Source organism: Bacillus sp. AFS037270, from assembly GCF_002585305.1.
In genome coordinates this window covers 1-15540 of sequence record NZ_NUNF01000060.1, presented here as the reverse complement: position 1 = coordinate 15540, position 15540 = coordinate 1, and the positions used below count along the sequence as shown (strand labels likewise).

The window sequence follows — 15540 nt, the reverse complement described above, 5'->3', positions numbered from 1 at the left end:
TGCATGTTCACCTTTTTTTGTTAGATTGCAACTAACTTCGCAATTCCAGTCGACTCGGCTACCATTTTCACAGCATTAGCGACAACCTGGCTCACTCTCATATCAAAAGCATCCGGTATAATATAGTTTTCGTTAAGTTCTTTTTCGGTAACAAGATCAGCAATTGCTCTTGCCGCCGCTAACTTCATTTCATCCGTAATATCTTGGGCTCTCACTTTCAACGCTCCTTTAAAGATTCCCGGAAAAACCAATAAATTATTGATTTGATTAGGGAAATCCGAACGACCGGTTGCAATGATTCTTGCGCCGCCAGCTTTCGCATCATCTGGCATAATCTCTGGAGTTGGGTTTGCCAGCGCAAAAATAATATTATTTTGATTCATCGTATGTACCATTTCTTTAGTTAAAACATTTTCTACCGAGACACCGATAAACACATCTTTATTTTGGATAATGTCTTGAAGGTTGCCTGTTTCAAATTCCTGATTAGTCAATTTAGCTATTTCCTTTTGGGCATTATTAATCGTTGGATCTCCTGCAACAATAGCTCCGTTGATATCACATAATACGATATGCTCTGCCCCTGCAGCCAAAAGGATTCGGGCAATGGCAATGCCTGCGGCGCCTGCACCGTTTATCACAATCTTAAGTTCTTCTAAAGTCTTATTAAGAAATTTAACGGCATTATATAATCCTGCTAATACAGCAACTGCTGTACCATGTTGGTCATCATGGTAAACGGGGATATCCAATGTTTCTTTTAATTGTTTTTCAATATAAAAACATTCTGGTGCTTTAATATCCTCGAGATGGATTCCGCCGAACCCTGACGCAATTATTTGGATGGTTTTCACAATTTCATCAGGATCATTACTGTCTATACAAATTGGAAAAGCATTCACATTACCAAATTCCTTGAGTAGCAAGGCTTTCCCTTCCAATACGGGTAAGCCTGCAAGCGGACTGATACTTCCCAGGCCTAAAACAGCCGTACCATTAGTGATCATAGCAACGGTTGTTCCTTTGATGGTATAATCATAGGCACTATTCCTATCTTTATTAATCTCTTTGCAAACTTCTGCTACTCCTGGAGTATAAATGAGAGATAAGTCTTCCTTACTTTTTAACTCTATTTTTGATTTAATCTCTAATTTTCCGTTATATTCCCTATGCAATTGCAATGACTTTTCTTTAAGGTTCAATATACTTACCTCCATCTAAAGTTTTGTAAATTAATTTTGATTATCTTTTGACATCCCGGCATCAAGAACAGCCTTTCCGCTGCCGGCTACAAAATGATCATATTATAATTTTTGTAATAAAAAAAATATTAGAAATTTATATAAGTTCATTAAAAAAATTTATGGTAAATACTTTTTAATCTTTACAAAAGACAAAAAAACTTTAGGGATTCCCCCTAAAGCTTTCTACGCAACTATTAGTTTGAAGGTGCCATATATTTTCCAAAAAATATTAAACTACTACTAAAGCAGGAGATTGTTCACTTAAATAAATAATCTCTGAAAGAATTTTACAACCCTGAACATCCTGTAATGCTTCTCTTGCTTCCTTCTCGCTATCAAACTCATACATTGTAATGCCTTTTTCGTTTGAATAAACAGTGATAATCCACATTAAAATCCCCTCCATGAAATCGGTCCTTTTATGATAAAATCTTTAATATAAGCATATTATAATTTTTGTAATAAAAAAAATATCAATAATTTATAAAAGTCCATTGAAAATTTTTATGATAATAAGGAATCTATCAAATTCGGACGGCTAGGAAAAAAGAGAAAAGAAGCTAAAAACTAATTAGCTCCTTTTCGTGGAATTGTGATATTAGTAAAATATTAATATTAGAGATTGGATGATGCTGAGTAGGTATTTAACGACTGGGTTCCATTGATTTCTTCCAGACTTCGCTTAGATGTACGTGGCCCAAAGAATATTGCTACTGCTGTGGCAGCCCACACAATTGAAATCAGAAGAAATACATTTAAATATCCGTACCCAGTGTAAATAAAACTAATAATGAATGGTCCGATTATATTAGATGCTCTTCCGATGCCGTAAGTTAAACCTTGTCCGAAGGAACGTACTTCGGTTCCATAAAGTTCTGATGTATACGTATAAAGATTTGATGAGAAGGTTCTTTCGATATAGTTAATAAGGAAGCCAAATACAACAATCATTACAGGATTTAGGGTGGCTCCGAATAAAAATACTGCAATTGCAATGAAGAAACAAGAGACAATAATATTTATTTTTCTCTCGAAGCGGTCTGAGATCATTGCACCAGTTAATGATCCTAATGGAGCACCTAAAGTAATTAAAGTACTATAAAGTAAAGAGTGGGAAATTCCAATCCCTTGTTTTACTAATAATGTTGGAACCCAGGACCCAAAGCCATAAAAGGCTATAGTTTGAAGGATCCAAACGCAAATAAGTATAATCGTACGTTTAAGGTAAATCCCTTTGAAAATATCTGACATTCTCCCTGTAGTAACTGGAGCAATCATTACTTCAGGCTCCGGTTTAGCAAGGGGCCCTTTTTCACCTGCCACAATTTTTTCTATTTGTTCCAAGGTTTCTTTTGCTTTGCTTACTTGTCCTTTCATTTCATACCAACGGGGTAATTCAAACAATTTAACTATTCCGAATAACGCAAAGATCCCCAGTGCCCCCCATACAAACACGAGCCGCCATCCATAATCCGCCATAGGTATTAACCAAGTGGAAACATAACCAGTAATCGGAATACCCGTGATTCCAATCGCAACAGCCAGGCCTTGATATTTACCGCGAACAGCTTTTGGAAAGAATTCGATAATATACGTATTCGCATTAACTAATAAAGACGAAGATGCCATCCCTGTTACAAATCGGAAGATTGCAAGCGACCAAATATCCCAAGAAAGCGCATTCAAAGCAGAGAATAAAGATAACAGTACAAGCGAAATAATGAGCGATTTCTTTCTTCCCGCCTTATCTCCAAGCCATCCCCCTGCAGTAGCTCCTATAAACATTCCGAAAAAGGCACTGGAGTTAATAATTGCGATAGTATTTAAAGGTAAATGCCATTGTTTTACTAATGCAGGTGCAGCGTATGAAAACGTATTCAAGTCTGCGAATTCAAAAAAGTAGGCAACAGCTAAAGCAATAATTATTTTCCTGTGAACAGACGAAATAGGTAACCTATCCATTCGATTTGCTATGTTAAGTCCCGATTTATACATGACAATTCCTCCCCTTTTGTCTCATGTTTTTTTCATTCCTCCCCTTTCTGTCTTTGTCATTGACTTGTCTATCAAAGTTGTTAAATAAAAATTATCATAATTCAAAAAATAAAAAAAATATCGATTATTTATTAACATCCATAAAATCTCTTTATGATAAAGAAATTGGAGAAATTTAAAAATTATTTTATCGCCTTTTATTTATTTTAGAGGAATAAACAGTAAACTACTAATTGTTTATGTATAAAAAAAGTAAAATGTAATTTTATATTTTCATATTTATATTTTTAGTATAGTATTAATTATTGAAATAATTTGTATATTTACAAAAAAAATATAAATATAATTTATGGTTAAGGAGGTAAGTGCTGCAATGGATGAAAAAGATTGGGTTATTCTCCAAACCATCTTTCAGGAGAGAAATATTTCTAAAGCCGCAGAAAAACTGTATATTTCTCAACCGGCATTAACCTATCGCTTACAGCAATTAGAAAGAGAATTTGGTACAATGATTGTGGCGAGAGGAAAAAGAGGTGTAGAATTCACGGCACAAGGTGAATATATAGCCCAATATGCAAGAAATATGATCTTGCAGCTTCGAAACACGAAAGAATTTGTACAGAACATGGATAAAGAAATCAGAGGGGTATTAAGAATTGGAGTTTCCGGTATTTTTGCAAGATACGAACTTCCAGCCATTTTAAAAGAATTCATTAATCATTATCCAAATGTTGAAGTAAACGTTAAAACTGGTTGGAGTGCTGAAATAAACCATCTGCTTCATAAAGAAGAGGTTCATGTTGGTATTGTCCGCGGAAATTATATCTGGCAGGAAGAAAAATATTTATTTCGTGAAGAACCTATGTTAATAGTATCGCAAAAACAAATAAAAAATATAATGGAATTACCTAGCCTGCCCAGAGTTAATTATGAAACGGACCAAACCCAAAAAACATTAATTGATAATTGGTGGCAGGAGACCTTTGACCAGCCTCCTACCGTCACAATGGAGGTAGACCGCATCGATACTTGTAAAGAAATGGTTCTTATGGGTTTAGGGTATGCCATTCTTCCATCAATTTGCTTAAAAAAAGAAGACGATGTTCACAAAATAATATTAACCAAGAAGAATAGAGAGCCTTTAAAAAGAAATACATGGCTGCTGTACCGGGAAAGGTCACTTTCACTGTCGGCTGTTCACGCATTTGTCGACTTTTTAAAAGAGTACGATAATATGAAATAGATGTTAAAGATCTTATAAGGCAAAAATTTGCAAAAATTTTAATAACCTTTTAGAAGGATTAAGGAAGAGAGTTGAGGTGGGATTGTACGACTATAAGTAGGTTCCACCCTAATTTTCAATTGATTTCGCTAAACAAACAGACTGAAGAAACTAATATTTATTTTTTATTAAAAAATAGCTACGCACACAGTACTTCGTTTATATTTTAATTCTTATTCAAAATACCCCTTTTAATTAATAAAAGGGAAAAATCTCTCACTAAGCTTCCATATTAATTTCATTTTTCATTTGTTCTTGCCTCCGTTTTGTTATGGAAGAATTCTGGTCTATAGATTCCCAGCCGCTGCATATTTGCTTTGGTCTGGTTTTCAATCTTGCACATAATGTCACCTCCCAACTTTTTTTGAAAACTGCTACGTATTTAGAAATGCCTCCCTTTGCGCCGGTCTTCCCATGAGGCACGGTGATATTAAAAATAGGGGGGATATCATTAACAAATCATTTGTTCAAGTACTCCAGCAATTGATTGTTCAGTACTTCTTGCAGCATTCTATCTTCCACCGTAGTCCCGTTCATACGTGCAGGTCTTCTCTTCACCTTTTCTCGCAACTCTTCGTTCTTCAGCTCTTTATCAAAACGCTTAAATAACTTCTCACGTAATTCTTTATCCAGTATTAGCTACCTTCTCTTATTTTACCTAGTTTAGGCTTAACCTTTTTTGCCATAACCTTTGATTGCATAAAAATAACCTCCAATAAATAATTATTTGGAGGTTGAAAGAAACGTTCTATACAGTCTCAGTAACAGCCCCTCTACAGTCTTGTCAGTAGATAGGAGTGAGACTGTGAAGGAATATGTAAAAACTTTAATCAAAGTAAATCTGCAAAAACCCTTGATAAATTTTATTTGGCGGGACCGCGTGGGAATCGAACCCACCAGACCTGGCACGCAGGTCTCAAGCAGTTTTGAAGACTGTGCGCCCTAATTGCGGTTTGGCATATCAGAAAAAACCCCCGCTAAACCAACATCAAATGAAATTTTTTCAAGAAGTATCACTAGTATTTTTCTATTTAAATCACTAGTATCAATGTCTAATCCACTAGTTTTAGTATACCTCATATTTTTTGGGATCTCCTTACAAAACTTTTAAGAAATCTAAGAAATTCTCTTTTTTTCAAGTCACTTATAAACGTCTAATTGTAAGTAGGAATACCCGAGATGCAAAATCACTCATAATTAATTCGCTTTGTTGAGATAAATTTGAATTGTTAGCACCTACCACAATCAATCCAACCATCCAAGAAATTTTATCCTAATCTTTAACATGAACATACAACATTTTTCCCGTGTTATTTTTATATCTTTAATTTTTAATGAATGGCAATAATTAGCCATATAAATACACCCCAAAATGTTTGATTTTATTCTAACTTTCGGGGTGCAGTACAAAAGGACACAAATAGTATACTCTTTCTCCATTATCAGCTTTTACTTAAAATGCATTCAATTTGCCAACCCATAGTTGAGCTGTAATTAAAATGTGAATAATTTTATTCACTAATTTCAATTGGTTTTTTGGTTACCTTTTTACTTTTATATGTTGTTTTTCTCTCATTTTTATTTTCCATACTTTTCATAATTGATTCTCCTTCAACATCAATATTAGGTAAAATTTTATCCATCCATTTTGGTAAATACCAAGCCGCTTTTCCCATTATAGTCATGATTGCAGGTACTATAGTCATTCTAACGATAAAAGCATCAAATAGGACACCGAATGTGAGAGCCAGTCCCATGGATTTAATAATTGGTTCTGTTGCGAGCATAAATCCAGCGAATACCGCACTCATAATCAATCCTGCTGCTGTGACCACGCCACCGCTGTCCTTCATCCCAGCTAGGATCGCTTTTCTGCTATCACCTGTGTGAGAAAACTCTTCGCGCATTCGACTTACAAGAAAGACCTCATAATCCATCGCTAACCCAAATAATATTCCGACCACTATGACTGGCAAAAAGTTTAATACAGGACCCTCAGCCGGAATACCAAATAAATCGATTAAGTGACCATCCTGGATAACAAACACCACAAATCCAAGTGTAGCAGCTAGTGAAAGTAAAAATCCGAGCACCGCTTTTAGTGGAATCAGGATTGACCTGAAAACTAGGACTAAAAGTATAAATGCAAACCCAACGATAAGTGAACAAAACAATGGTAACGCATTACTCAATTTTTGCGATATATCGATGTTAACCGCAGTGGAACCAGTTACGTACAATTTGATGTGCTGTTTTTGTTGAATATTCTTCGTTTTTTCTCTAATATCATAAACAAGTCCTTTCGTTTTTACATCATTAGGACCTGTTTTAGGAGTAATTGAAATCATATATACTTCTCCCGAAGGGCTCGGAAAGGCTGGATTTACACTTTTGATATTGTCTAAATGACTTATCTTTGTGGAAATTTCCTCAATAGCTTTTTTTACATCCTTTGTATGATCATTGGTTTTTACTGCTACGATTAGCGAAGCATGATATCCTGGACCATATGCTTCTGATTGCAGATCATATGCTCTTCTTTCTGTGGTATCTTTTGACTTTGTACTATTATCAGGCAGGCCAAGGTTCATATGGAAAAATGGGATACTGATAAAAGCAAGTAAAGCAACCCCTAAGATTGTAATGACTAGTGGACGCTTTGTTACAAATTCTCCCCATTTATTTGATGAGGCTGCTTTTTTATCAACTTGAGTGATCTTTTGTAGAAATTTATTTTTTCTCGAAGGACCTATTTTTTCACCCATTATCCCAATGATTGCAGGCACGACGATTATAGCAATTAATATCGCTATAAATACACATAAAGCTGCCGATAATCCCATCATGGTTAAAAACGGGATTCTTGCTACTGCCAGACCTATGAGTGCAACTACAACCGTTAATCCAGCAAAAACCACAGCACTTCCAGCTGTCCCTGTAGCGATTGCCACAGATTCCTTAATGGAATAACCTTTATTCATTTCTTGTCTAAATCTAGAAATAATAAATAAGGCGTAATCAATTGCTACTGCCAGACCTAACATCGCAGATAAGGAGAGTGCATAAGTTGCCATATCAAAATAATTGGTTCCGATTAAAACCCCCATTATTCCAATCCCTAATCCTATTAAAGCAGTGAGGATAGGCATTCCAGCAGCAATAAATGAAGTAAAGGTAACGGCTAGTATCAAGAATGCTACTAATACCCCAATAACTTCCGTGATTCCTCCGACCTCAATTTTTGAAAAAGCTACATCGCCTGCTATCTCTGTTTGAATACCTCCATCCCTTGAGATTTTTATCTTATCTAATATTTTCTCCTTAGAAGCTTCTGTAACTTTAGAAGCAGCACCACGGTAGGTAATAACTGCATACCCAATTTTCTTATCTTTACTTAAATTTTGAAGTTCCATTGGTGTTGCGACTGACGCTACAGCTTTATCTTTTTTTATTTCTTGAAGTGTTTCAGTTATAACTCGATTTACTCTCTCCGATTCTAAAGTTTCATTTTTGGGTGCCTTCATTACTAACTGTACTTGACCACCCACTTCATTTGGTGACGGGAATTCCTTCGCTAGCAATTCACCCGCTTTTTCTGATTCTGTACCTGGTATTGACATATTATCACTAAAAGATGGTCCCATAATTAAGGCTATGCAAATCATTACAGTTAAAAATCCGAGTGCTCCAGTAACCACCTTTTTCTTATTTTCTACTGCCCACTTTCCCAATTTATATAGATACTTTGCCATTTATATCTCCTTTCAATTATAGAATGCAGTTTAAATAACTGAATTCCTTTTACAACTATTATTTTAAAGGAGAAGCAAAATAAAAAAATCGTACACTTGGGCAATTCCAAATGTACGATTGGGCAAATTCTTAAAGATGAATCAAATTTTTTTCTATGGCCACTGCCACTGCTTCTGTTCTAGTATTTACACTTAGTTTATTAAAAATATTCGTTAAATGTGCCTTAACAGTTCGTTCAGCGATCCCCATATCAAAAGCTATTTCTCTATTTCTATATCCTTTCGCTGCTGCCTGTAGGATGAATAGCTCCTTTTCAGTAAGATTAGATTCTTCAAAAGGGGTCTTAACTTTTGAAGTCTTTTCCTTTGAAGATATTATTTTATTCATTATTTCGGGTTGTAATAATGTTTCCCCTCTGATTGCAGATTCGATCGTTCGAAAAAGATTTTCTCGGCCTGTATCCTTTAATAAATATCCTTTCGCACCTAACTGGATACCCCTTATCATTAATTCATCTTCGTTATATGTGGTTAAAATAATAACTGGAATGAAGACTTTTCTCTCATTCAACTGTTTGATTGTTTCCAAGCCGCTCATGACAGGCATATTCAAGTCCATTAAAATGACATCTGGTTGTTGATTTTCAATGAACTCAATTGCCGCCTTGCCATTTTCAGCTTCTCCTATGACTTGAAATAATTCGTTTGTTTCTAATATTAATTTTAAACCTTCTCTTACAACTAAATGATCATCTACTATTAACACGTTATATTTCACCATAAACTGTAACTCCTTACATTAAATAGGAACAGATACACAAATTTTTGTACCCTTATGAGGATTACTCTCAATATCTATTTTGCCGCCCAGAATTCTTGCTCGCTCTTTTAAGCCTAGTAACCCATATTTTCCAAAGTGGTTATCTATTGAATGACTATTAAAACCAATCCCATCATCCATTATCTCAATCCTTAATTGATTCTTCTTTTCATGAATCTCAATGTTTACCTTATTGGCTTTAGAGTGCCTAGCTACATTTGTGAGGCACTCACTTATGATAAATAGACTATGTTCTATTGTTATTGCTGACAATTTATGAGACAGAGGATCAATATTATATTCCACCTTGATCAAAGTCGCCTCTGAAAATCTTTTTATTTTATCAAATACCTGATGATAAAAATCTTTTTCTTCACTTGATATTATCCTTAAATTGTCAATGACTTTCCTAGCATCACTTAGAGTTTCCCTTGCACGGACCATTGACTTTTGGATAATCTCTCGAGAACGTATTGTATTACCTTTATCCAGGTGGGAGTCAACTGCTTCTAATTGCATAATAAGACCAGCCAATCCTTGTGCCAGGGTATCGTGTAAATCTCGAGCCATACGCTGTCTTTCATTTGATAACGTAAGTTCTTCAACTTTTTTGTGTGCAGCTTCTAATTCTTGTAAATAATGTTCCATTCGTATTCTTGCATTAACTTGTCTGTTGTATATAACTGAATAAAAGATGACTATCGTAAGGATTATAAAGAGAATAATTATAAATTTTGGTAGTTCTCCAAGACCATATATAATTCCTATAACATAACAATAAAGCAGGTAAAAAATAATAAAAACCAGGAACACTTTAAGTTTATGCTGAAACTTGGTTATACTTTGAGAAATAAGTATTGGAAGTAACCCTAAGAGTATAACCGGAGAACCGTTAGGCAGAAGCAAGGAGCATGTGAAAATAAGACAACCTTGTACTAAAAAATAAAGCCCATTATTTGGAAATTGATTGGAAAACCAGTACATTACATTATGAATAGTTATTAAAGCTGTAAACAATAAACTTTGTATTAAAAGAGGCTTGCTAATATGCTGCATTATGATTGCCCCAATAAATACAAGAGTGATCCATAAACTGATTGGAATTCTGGATATCACTAAAATATCGTGTACGGATACACTTGAAAAATAAGTATTATCTTTATTTTTCGGGTACAAATAAACCACCAACTTACAACTAATTTTAATTCAAATATATAATGACAATATTTATATCTTGAACGAGAATATAAAAAACTCGTACATAAGGACTTCCTATTTGTACGAGTTTTTATAATTATAATTTATCCAATTCAAATAAATAATTACTTTATTTCAATGAATATACAAGTATTAATAATTATAATCCATTCTTACTACCTTAAAACAAGAGAGGGATTTCTTTTACGCCCCTTATAATCATCCCCGTACGCCATTCAATCAAACTCTGATCAGTTTTTAATCGTATTTCAGGCATTCGTCTCAATAATGTATTTATGGCTATTTCTCCTTCTAACCTAGCCAAAGGAGCACCCACACAGTAATGAACCCCTTTACCAAAAGCAATATGATTATTAGCTCCTCTTGTAATATCAAGGGTATCAGGGTTAATAAACTGTTCAGAATCCCTATTTGCAGAAGATAAAGCTACAAAAAGCATATCCCCTTTGTGAATGTGTTTTCCTTTAAATTCAATGTCCTCCGTAGCAAATCTGATATTGCTTACTTCTGCCGGACCATTATATCGTAAAATCTCTTCAATTGCGGAATGGATAAGTTCAGGCTGACTTTTCAACATTTCCTTTTGATCTGGGTGCTCTAATAAAGCTAAAACCCCATTTCCAATTAAGTTCACCGTGGTTTCGTGACCGGCTATTATCAGTACAAAAATCAGAGCATATAATTCATGTTCAGTGAGGACATCCCCTTCATCCTCTACACTAATTAAATCACTGATTAAATCTTGCTGTAGATTATTACGCCTTTTTCCAATCAGTTCTTTTAAATAATCTACAAATTCAATCATTACTTGTTCGCTTTGTTGTGAAAAATTTGGGTTATTAACACCTTCCATAATCACATCTGACCATTCACGGAATTTATCTTGGTCCTCAATCGGAATACCCAACATTTCACAAATCACAATAATTGGTAATGGAAACGCAAAGTCATCGATTAAATTCATTTCTCCTTTATGTTGCACCCTGTCTAGGAGTTGATTAGTGATCTCTTCTATACGACCCCGAAGCCGTTCCACCATACGGGGTGTAAAAGCCTTTTGCACCAAACGTCGTAAACGGCGATGATCGGAAGGGTTAACACTAAGTAAATTACGAGAAATTATCTCCTGATGAGGAGGGAGCTTTGCTTCAGAAGCTTCGCTATTTCCTGGGTAGTTGGTAACAAACCGCGAGTCATTTAATATTTCTACCGCATCTTTATATTTTGTGATAATCCAAGCAAGGTGTCCATTTGGCATTAGAAAACGGTAAACAGGATCTTTTTCACGAATTTCCTTGTAGGCAGGGAACGGATTACGAATAAAATCTTGATTCAAAAAATCAATTTTCGTTTCATTTTTTTCGGTTAGGTTACTAAAAGTCATAATAGTCACTCCATTCATTTTTGTTTAAGAATTCACTTTCAAAGTCTATTTTAATAAATTTAGCAATAAATAGAATCGTACGATTGGGCAAGCTGAGATGTACGATTGGGCATTTGAAATTCTATTGACCCCTTGAACATTTCAACATGACTCATTGCATACATAACTTTCTTGTCTAACCTTAAGAACACTTAGAAAAATTTATAAGTCTGATTTGCTTGAAGCTGCTCTCCATTAATCATTAATGATTGGAAACGCAGATTTAAAAATCAAAAAAAACACAAAAGCTGTAAATTCGCTACACAAGGGAAATGTCCACTATTACAGTTTCAAACTTGTTTCCATTTAAGAATTGTTCTTAAAATCATTGTTGTACTATAGGGTCAATCCACCGTCCACTGAAATGATAGAACCCGTCATATAACTTGATTTGTTCGAAGCAAGGAAAACTACTATCTCTGCAATCTCATCGGGACTTGCAAACCTTCCAATTCGCATGTTCGGGAACTCGTCTGGTATATAACCTGTCTCCTGTAGTAGAGTTGGAACTGCCTGCGTCAGTGCCGTGTCTACACCACCTGGACAAATAGCATTCACGCGAATTCCATTCTTTACATATTCCAACGCCGCCGCTTTAGTTAAACCTACAACGGCATGCTTGCTTGCGGAATAAACAGAGGTACTATGTTCCGAGCGAATTCCTGCTGTCGAAGCGGTGTTAATGATCGAACCTGATCCTTGTTTCTCCATTACCTTAAGAACATGCTTTAATCCAAGAAAAACCCCTTTTACATTTACGTTCATAACTCTATTGAATTCTTCTATCTCAATATCAACCAATTTCGAGAATTTTTGAAGCACTCCTGCATTATTAAAAAACACATCGATTCTTCCAAACCTTTCTACAGCCAGGTTAACATACCGTTCAACGTCCTCTTCCTTGGACACATCAGCTTGGATAAAAGTCGCTTCTCCTCCTTGTTCGCGGATCAATGAAACTGTTTCCTCACCAGTAGTTTGATTGAAGTCTACTACAACAACTTGTGAGCCTGCTGCTGCCATTTTTATAGAAACAGATCGTCCAATTCCGCTTCCAGCACCTGTTACGACGACTATATTCTGCAATTTATTATTAAACATCTTAAAACCCTCTCTCAAAATTATTTTTAATTACATTACATTAAATGAACCCTATTCGAATCCGCCATCATCCGTCGTTGTTCCTAATTGTTTACAACGATGAATTTGCACCCCCTCAATATTAAACTCCTCAGACGCTCAACAGCCTTAGTTGTCCAGAACGTATCTCCTAAGCAACGCCCTGCCTTCTCTTCAAGTGTCAATTGAACAACTAACTCCCATATATTTCTCACCATATATTTCTTCTCCTCTCCAAAGGATTTTTGAAAACTATAGGAAACTAGATGCTAGAAGCTAATCAGCAGTATAATACTTTAGGTCCTCTTCCGATATGGTGAATATTAGTTATAAATGCTTTTTTATTTCTTCTGATAATAACAAAATAAAGTCTTTACATATATCAAGCCTAATTGCTTCATTGTAAATTTTAATCAATTCCTCTTTGCTGAGCCTTTCCATATTTTTATCACTCACTTATTTTTATTATTCAATAATAGACATGCATATAGTTTGACTAGAAGCGCGTCTATTTTAAAGTTTTTAACTTTTAGTGTTTAGAAGAAAGTAAAATCCAACACCTTATGTCTTACAATTGTTTTTTTACCCAATTACTATAAGTTCTCCTTTGTAAGAAATGTCTCTATGGATTTTATAGCTTTACATTCATCAATTCCATCCGCAATTAGGGTAATTTCCTCTCCCTTTCTAATTGCTAAGCACATAACACCCATAATACTTTTTGCTGCTAACAACCTTTCATCCTTCCTAATCTTTATATCATTAGTAGTCATTGATGGAAGATAGTCTGCCGCCGGAGATACCAGCCCTCCTACATGGAGGACGTAATCGGCTCCTTCTACACACTTTAAAACGTCATGATAATCTGTTAAATCTCCCCAAACGATTTTAACGCCAGCCTCTTTCTCATATTTGGTCATTATTTTTCTATCTTTCTCTGTCGGTAATACCAAGGCCACAATATTAAAGCGATCTCTTCTATCAAGCAATTGCTTAAACCCTTCATACCCCATGTTCCCTGATGCACCTGTTAAAAAAATGTTTTTTTTATGATCCAATCTTTTCACTCCTCTATTTCACTACTGCAGAACTTTTAAAACCTTAAGTTAGAAACATTCTATTAAAAAGAAAAGTAATTTTATATTGTAATATGTACAAAAATAGGAGTAATTGTATATCCACTAGTGTTAGTTTTCAAATTGGTTTTCTCCTTTTCAAAAAAAATCGATAGGATTATCCTATCGATCTTGGTTCTTTGTTTACCTCAATGCGTATTAATTTGTTAAAACTTCATTCTGACTTTGATTTAGGGTATCGATAACCATTTTAAATAATTGTTCTGATTCACTTGGGGCACTAGCTATTATTTCATTTATCGTTAACTGATAGGCAAACTGAATCATTGGATTGTTCAGTAATTCTGGTGAATATTGATTCAAAATTTCAATAGCTAGAGGCTCATCCAGGATTTCCTTTAGAGTAGAATCAAAAGTAAACCTGTCTACTTCCAAAGACGTTTCTGTCGCATATTCAAAATGATAGCAGCCAGAACCCAATTCCATTGGTTGATCCTGTTCTGGAAGATATAACAATGCAGTAGTATTTGCAGGAATTTCCACGTCAACCTTGATCCATTTATCCTTGCATGACCATGCACTTTTTATATCACCATAAACAGAATTAAATGTTGCTTCCACTGAAGTGATTCCTTTTATGAACTGAGGCTTTATTAAAATCCTCTTATAGCCTGGCTCTAACTGATTGATACCTGCCAATTTTCGGTACATCCAATCACCAATGGAACCATAAGCATAGTGGTTTAAGGAATTCATACCAGATGTATCAAAGTCCCCATTTGGTAAAATGGAATTCCAACGCTCCCAAATAGTTGTAGCACCCATTTTCACAGAATAAAGCCAGGATGGATAATCCTCTCTTAAAAATAGAATTCCAGCTAAATCATGACGATTATTTTCCGTCAAGGTATGGCTTAAATAAGGAGTTCCTACAAAACCAGTTGAAAGATGGTTTTTATGATTGGCAATATTGGTTTCCAAAGATTCCAGTATTCGTTTCCGGTACTTTTTCTCAGCCAGATCAAAATAAAGTGCCAATACACAGCCTGTTTGGGTTTCACTTACCATTCTTCCAGTGGCAGTAATGTATTCCTCATTAAATGCCTGTTTAATTTTCACATATAAATCATCGTATTTCTTTACATCCTCTATATAATTGAGAATTCCTGCCGTCTTTCTTAGAATATCTGTAGAATAAGCATAGTACGCATTTGCCACTAAGTATTTGTCAGTGGCTCCTGTTCGGTCGGCACTTTCTTCTTTATCTAACGCCAGCCAGTCGCCATATTGTAAACCAGTCTGCCATAAACCATTACTACCACAACGTGATGTAATATAGTCAACCCAGCCCTTCATACTTTCATACTGTTCTTCTAAAACCCTTACATCTCCATAAGTCTGATACATAACCCATGGTATGATGACAGCTGCATCACTCCATGCTGCTGCCCCTTCCTGATTCCCTAAAATATTGGGAATAACGTGAGGAACTCCAAACTCAGCCGTCTGTTCTGATGCTAAGTCACGCAGCCATTTTGTGAAAAATAACGCAACATTCCTATTATAAGCAGCTGTGCCTGCAAATACTTGTGCATCACCTGTCCAGCCAAG

The 15540-nt window shown here is 35.2% G+C and carries 12 protein-coding genes; 1 reads left to right on the top strand and 11 read right to left on the bottom strand.

The features are described from left to right. Positions 1-20: 20 nt before the first annotated feature. From COD92_RS25270 to COD92_RS25265, 3 genes are all read right to left on the bottom strand, one after another. Positions 21-1202 carry an NAD(P)-dependent malic enzyme gene (locus tag COD92_RS25270; protein ID WP_098530526.1) on the bottom strand — a complete coding sequence of 394 codons (1182 nt, stop codon included), beginning with the start codon at positions 1200-1202 and terminating at the stop codon, positions 21-23. 271 nt (positions 1203-1473) lie between these two features. Next, on the bottom strand, positions 1474-1635 hold the full coding sequence (locus COD92_RS32280; RefSeq protein WP_176541204.1) for an RNA-binding protein: 162 nt from the start codon (positions 1633-1635) through the stop codon (positions 1474-1476). A 224-nt stretch (positions 1636-1859) separates the two neighbouring features. Further along, on the bottom strand, positions 1860-3239 hold the full coding sequence (locus tag COD92_RS25265; RefSeq protein WP_098530527.1) for an MFS transporter: 1380 nt from the start codon (positions 3237-3239) through the stop codon (positions 1860-1862). Positions 3240-3612: 373 nt separating this feature from the next. Between COD92_RS25265 and COD92_RS25260 the strand changes: the two genes are divergently transcribed. Beyond that, positions 3613-4482, top strand: a complete 870-nt coding sequence (locus COD92_RS25260; protein ID WP_098530528.1) for a LysR family transcriptional regulator — start codon at positions 3613-3615, stop codon at positions 4480-4482. Between the two features lie 1550 nt (positions 4483-6032). Here the strand turns inward: COD92_RS25260 and COD92_RS25255 are convergent. The 8 genes from COD92_RS25255 to COD92_RS25220 form a co-directional block, all read right to left on the bottom strand. Beyond that, a complete protein-coding gene (locus tag COD92_RS25255; protein WP_098530529.1) occupies positions 6033-8273 on the bottom strand; it encodes an MMPL family transporter in 2241 nt (746 codons plus the stop codon). A gap of 130 nt (positions 8274-8403) precedes the next feature. Continuing rightward, a complete protein-coding gene (locus tag COD92_RS25250) occupies positions 8404-9051 on the bottom strand; it encodes a response regulator (RefSeq protein WP_098996628.1) in 648 nt (215 codons plus the stop codon). A 21-nt stretch (positions 9052-9072) separates the two neighbouring features. Next, positions 9073-10149 carry a sensor histidine kinase gene (locus tag COD92_RS25245; RefSeq protein ID WP_141561139.1) on the bottom strand — a complete coding sequence of 359 codons (1077 nt, stop codon included), beginning with the start codon at positions 10147-10149 and terminating at the stop codon, positions 9073-9075. Positions 10150-10471: 322 nt separating this feature from the next. Next, positions 10472-11695, bottom strand: coding sequence for a cytochrome P450 family protein (locus tag COD92_RS25240; RefSeq protein WP_098530531.1), 1224 nt, complete (start codon positions 11693-11695; stop codon positions 10472-10474). 375 nt (positions 11696-12070) lie between these two features. Continuing rightward, positions 12071-12835, bottom strand: coding sequence for an SDR family NAD(P)-dependent oxidoreductase (locus tag COD92_RS25235; protein WP_098530532.1), 765 nt, complete (start codon positions 12833-12835; stop codon positions 12071-12073). A gap of 345 nt (positions 12836-13180) precedes the next feature. Beyond that, positions 13181-13294 (bottom strand): sporulation histidine kinase inhibitor Sda, encoded by a 114-nt coding sequence (gene sda / locus COD92_RS33475; protein WP_098530533.1) that lies wholly within the window; start codon positions 13292-13294, stop codon positions 13181-13183. Between the two features lie 152 nt (positions 13295-13446). Beyond that, complete coding sequence (locus COD92_RS32530) at positions 13447-13911, bottom strand: HPr family phosphocarrier protein (protein WP_141561138.1); 465 nt, start codon at positions 13909-13911, stop codon at positions 13447-13449. Positions 13912-14127: 216 nt separating this feature from the next. Then, positions 14128-15540: alpha-L-rhamnosidase-related protein (locus COD92_RS25220; RefSeq protein WP_303745792.1), on the bottom strand; the 1413-nt coding region annotated here is incomplete at its 5' end.

What these genes read in the sequence shown, in the direction of transcription:
- COD92_RS25240 (WP_098530531.1), bottom strand. Translation starts at nt 11,695, where the DNA reads ATGACTTTTAGTAACCTAACCGAAAAAAATGAAACGAAAATTGATTTT.
- COD92_RS25265 (WP_098530527.1), bottom strand. Translation starts at nt 3,239, where the DNA reads ATGTATAAATCGGGACTTAACATAGCAAATCGAATGGATAGGTTACCT.
- COD92_RS25235 (WP_098530532.1), bottom strand. Translation starts at nt 12,835, where the DNA reads ATGTTTAATAATAAATTGCAGAATATAGTCGTCGTAACAGGTGCTGGA.
- COD92_RS25245 (WP_141561139.1), bottom strand. Translation starts at nt 10,149, where the DNA reads ATGCAGCATATTAGCAAGCCTCTTTTAATACAAAGTTTATTGTTTACA.
- COD92_RS25260 (WP_098530528.1), top strand. Translation starts at nt 3,613, where the DNA reads ATGGATGAAAAAGATTGGGTTATTCTCCAAACCATCTTTCAGGAGAGA.
- COD92_RS25255 (WP_098530529.1), bottom strand. Translation starts at nt 8,273, where the DNA reads ATGGCAAAGTATCTATATAAATTGGGAAAGTGGGCAGTAGAAAATAAG.
- COD92_RS32280 (WP_176541204.1), bottom strand. Translation starts at nt 1,635, where the DNA reads ATGTGGATTATCACTGTTTATTCAAACGAAAAAGGCATTACAATGTAT.
- sda (WP_098530533.1), bottom strand. Translation starts at nt 13,294, where the DNA reads ATGGAAAGGCTCAGCAAAGAGGAATTGATTAAAATTTACAATGAAGCA.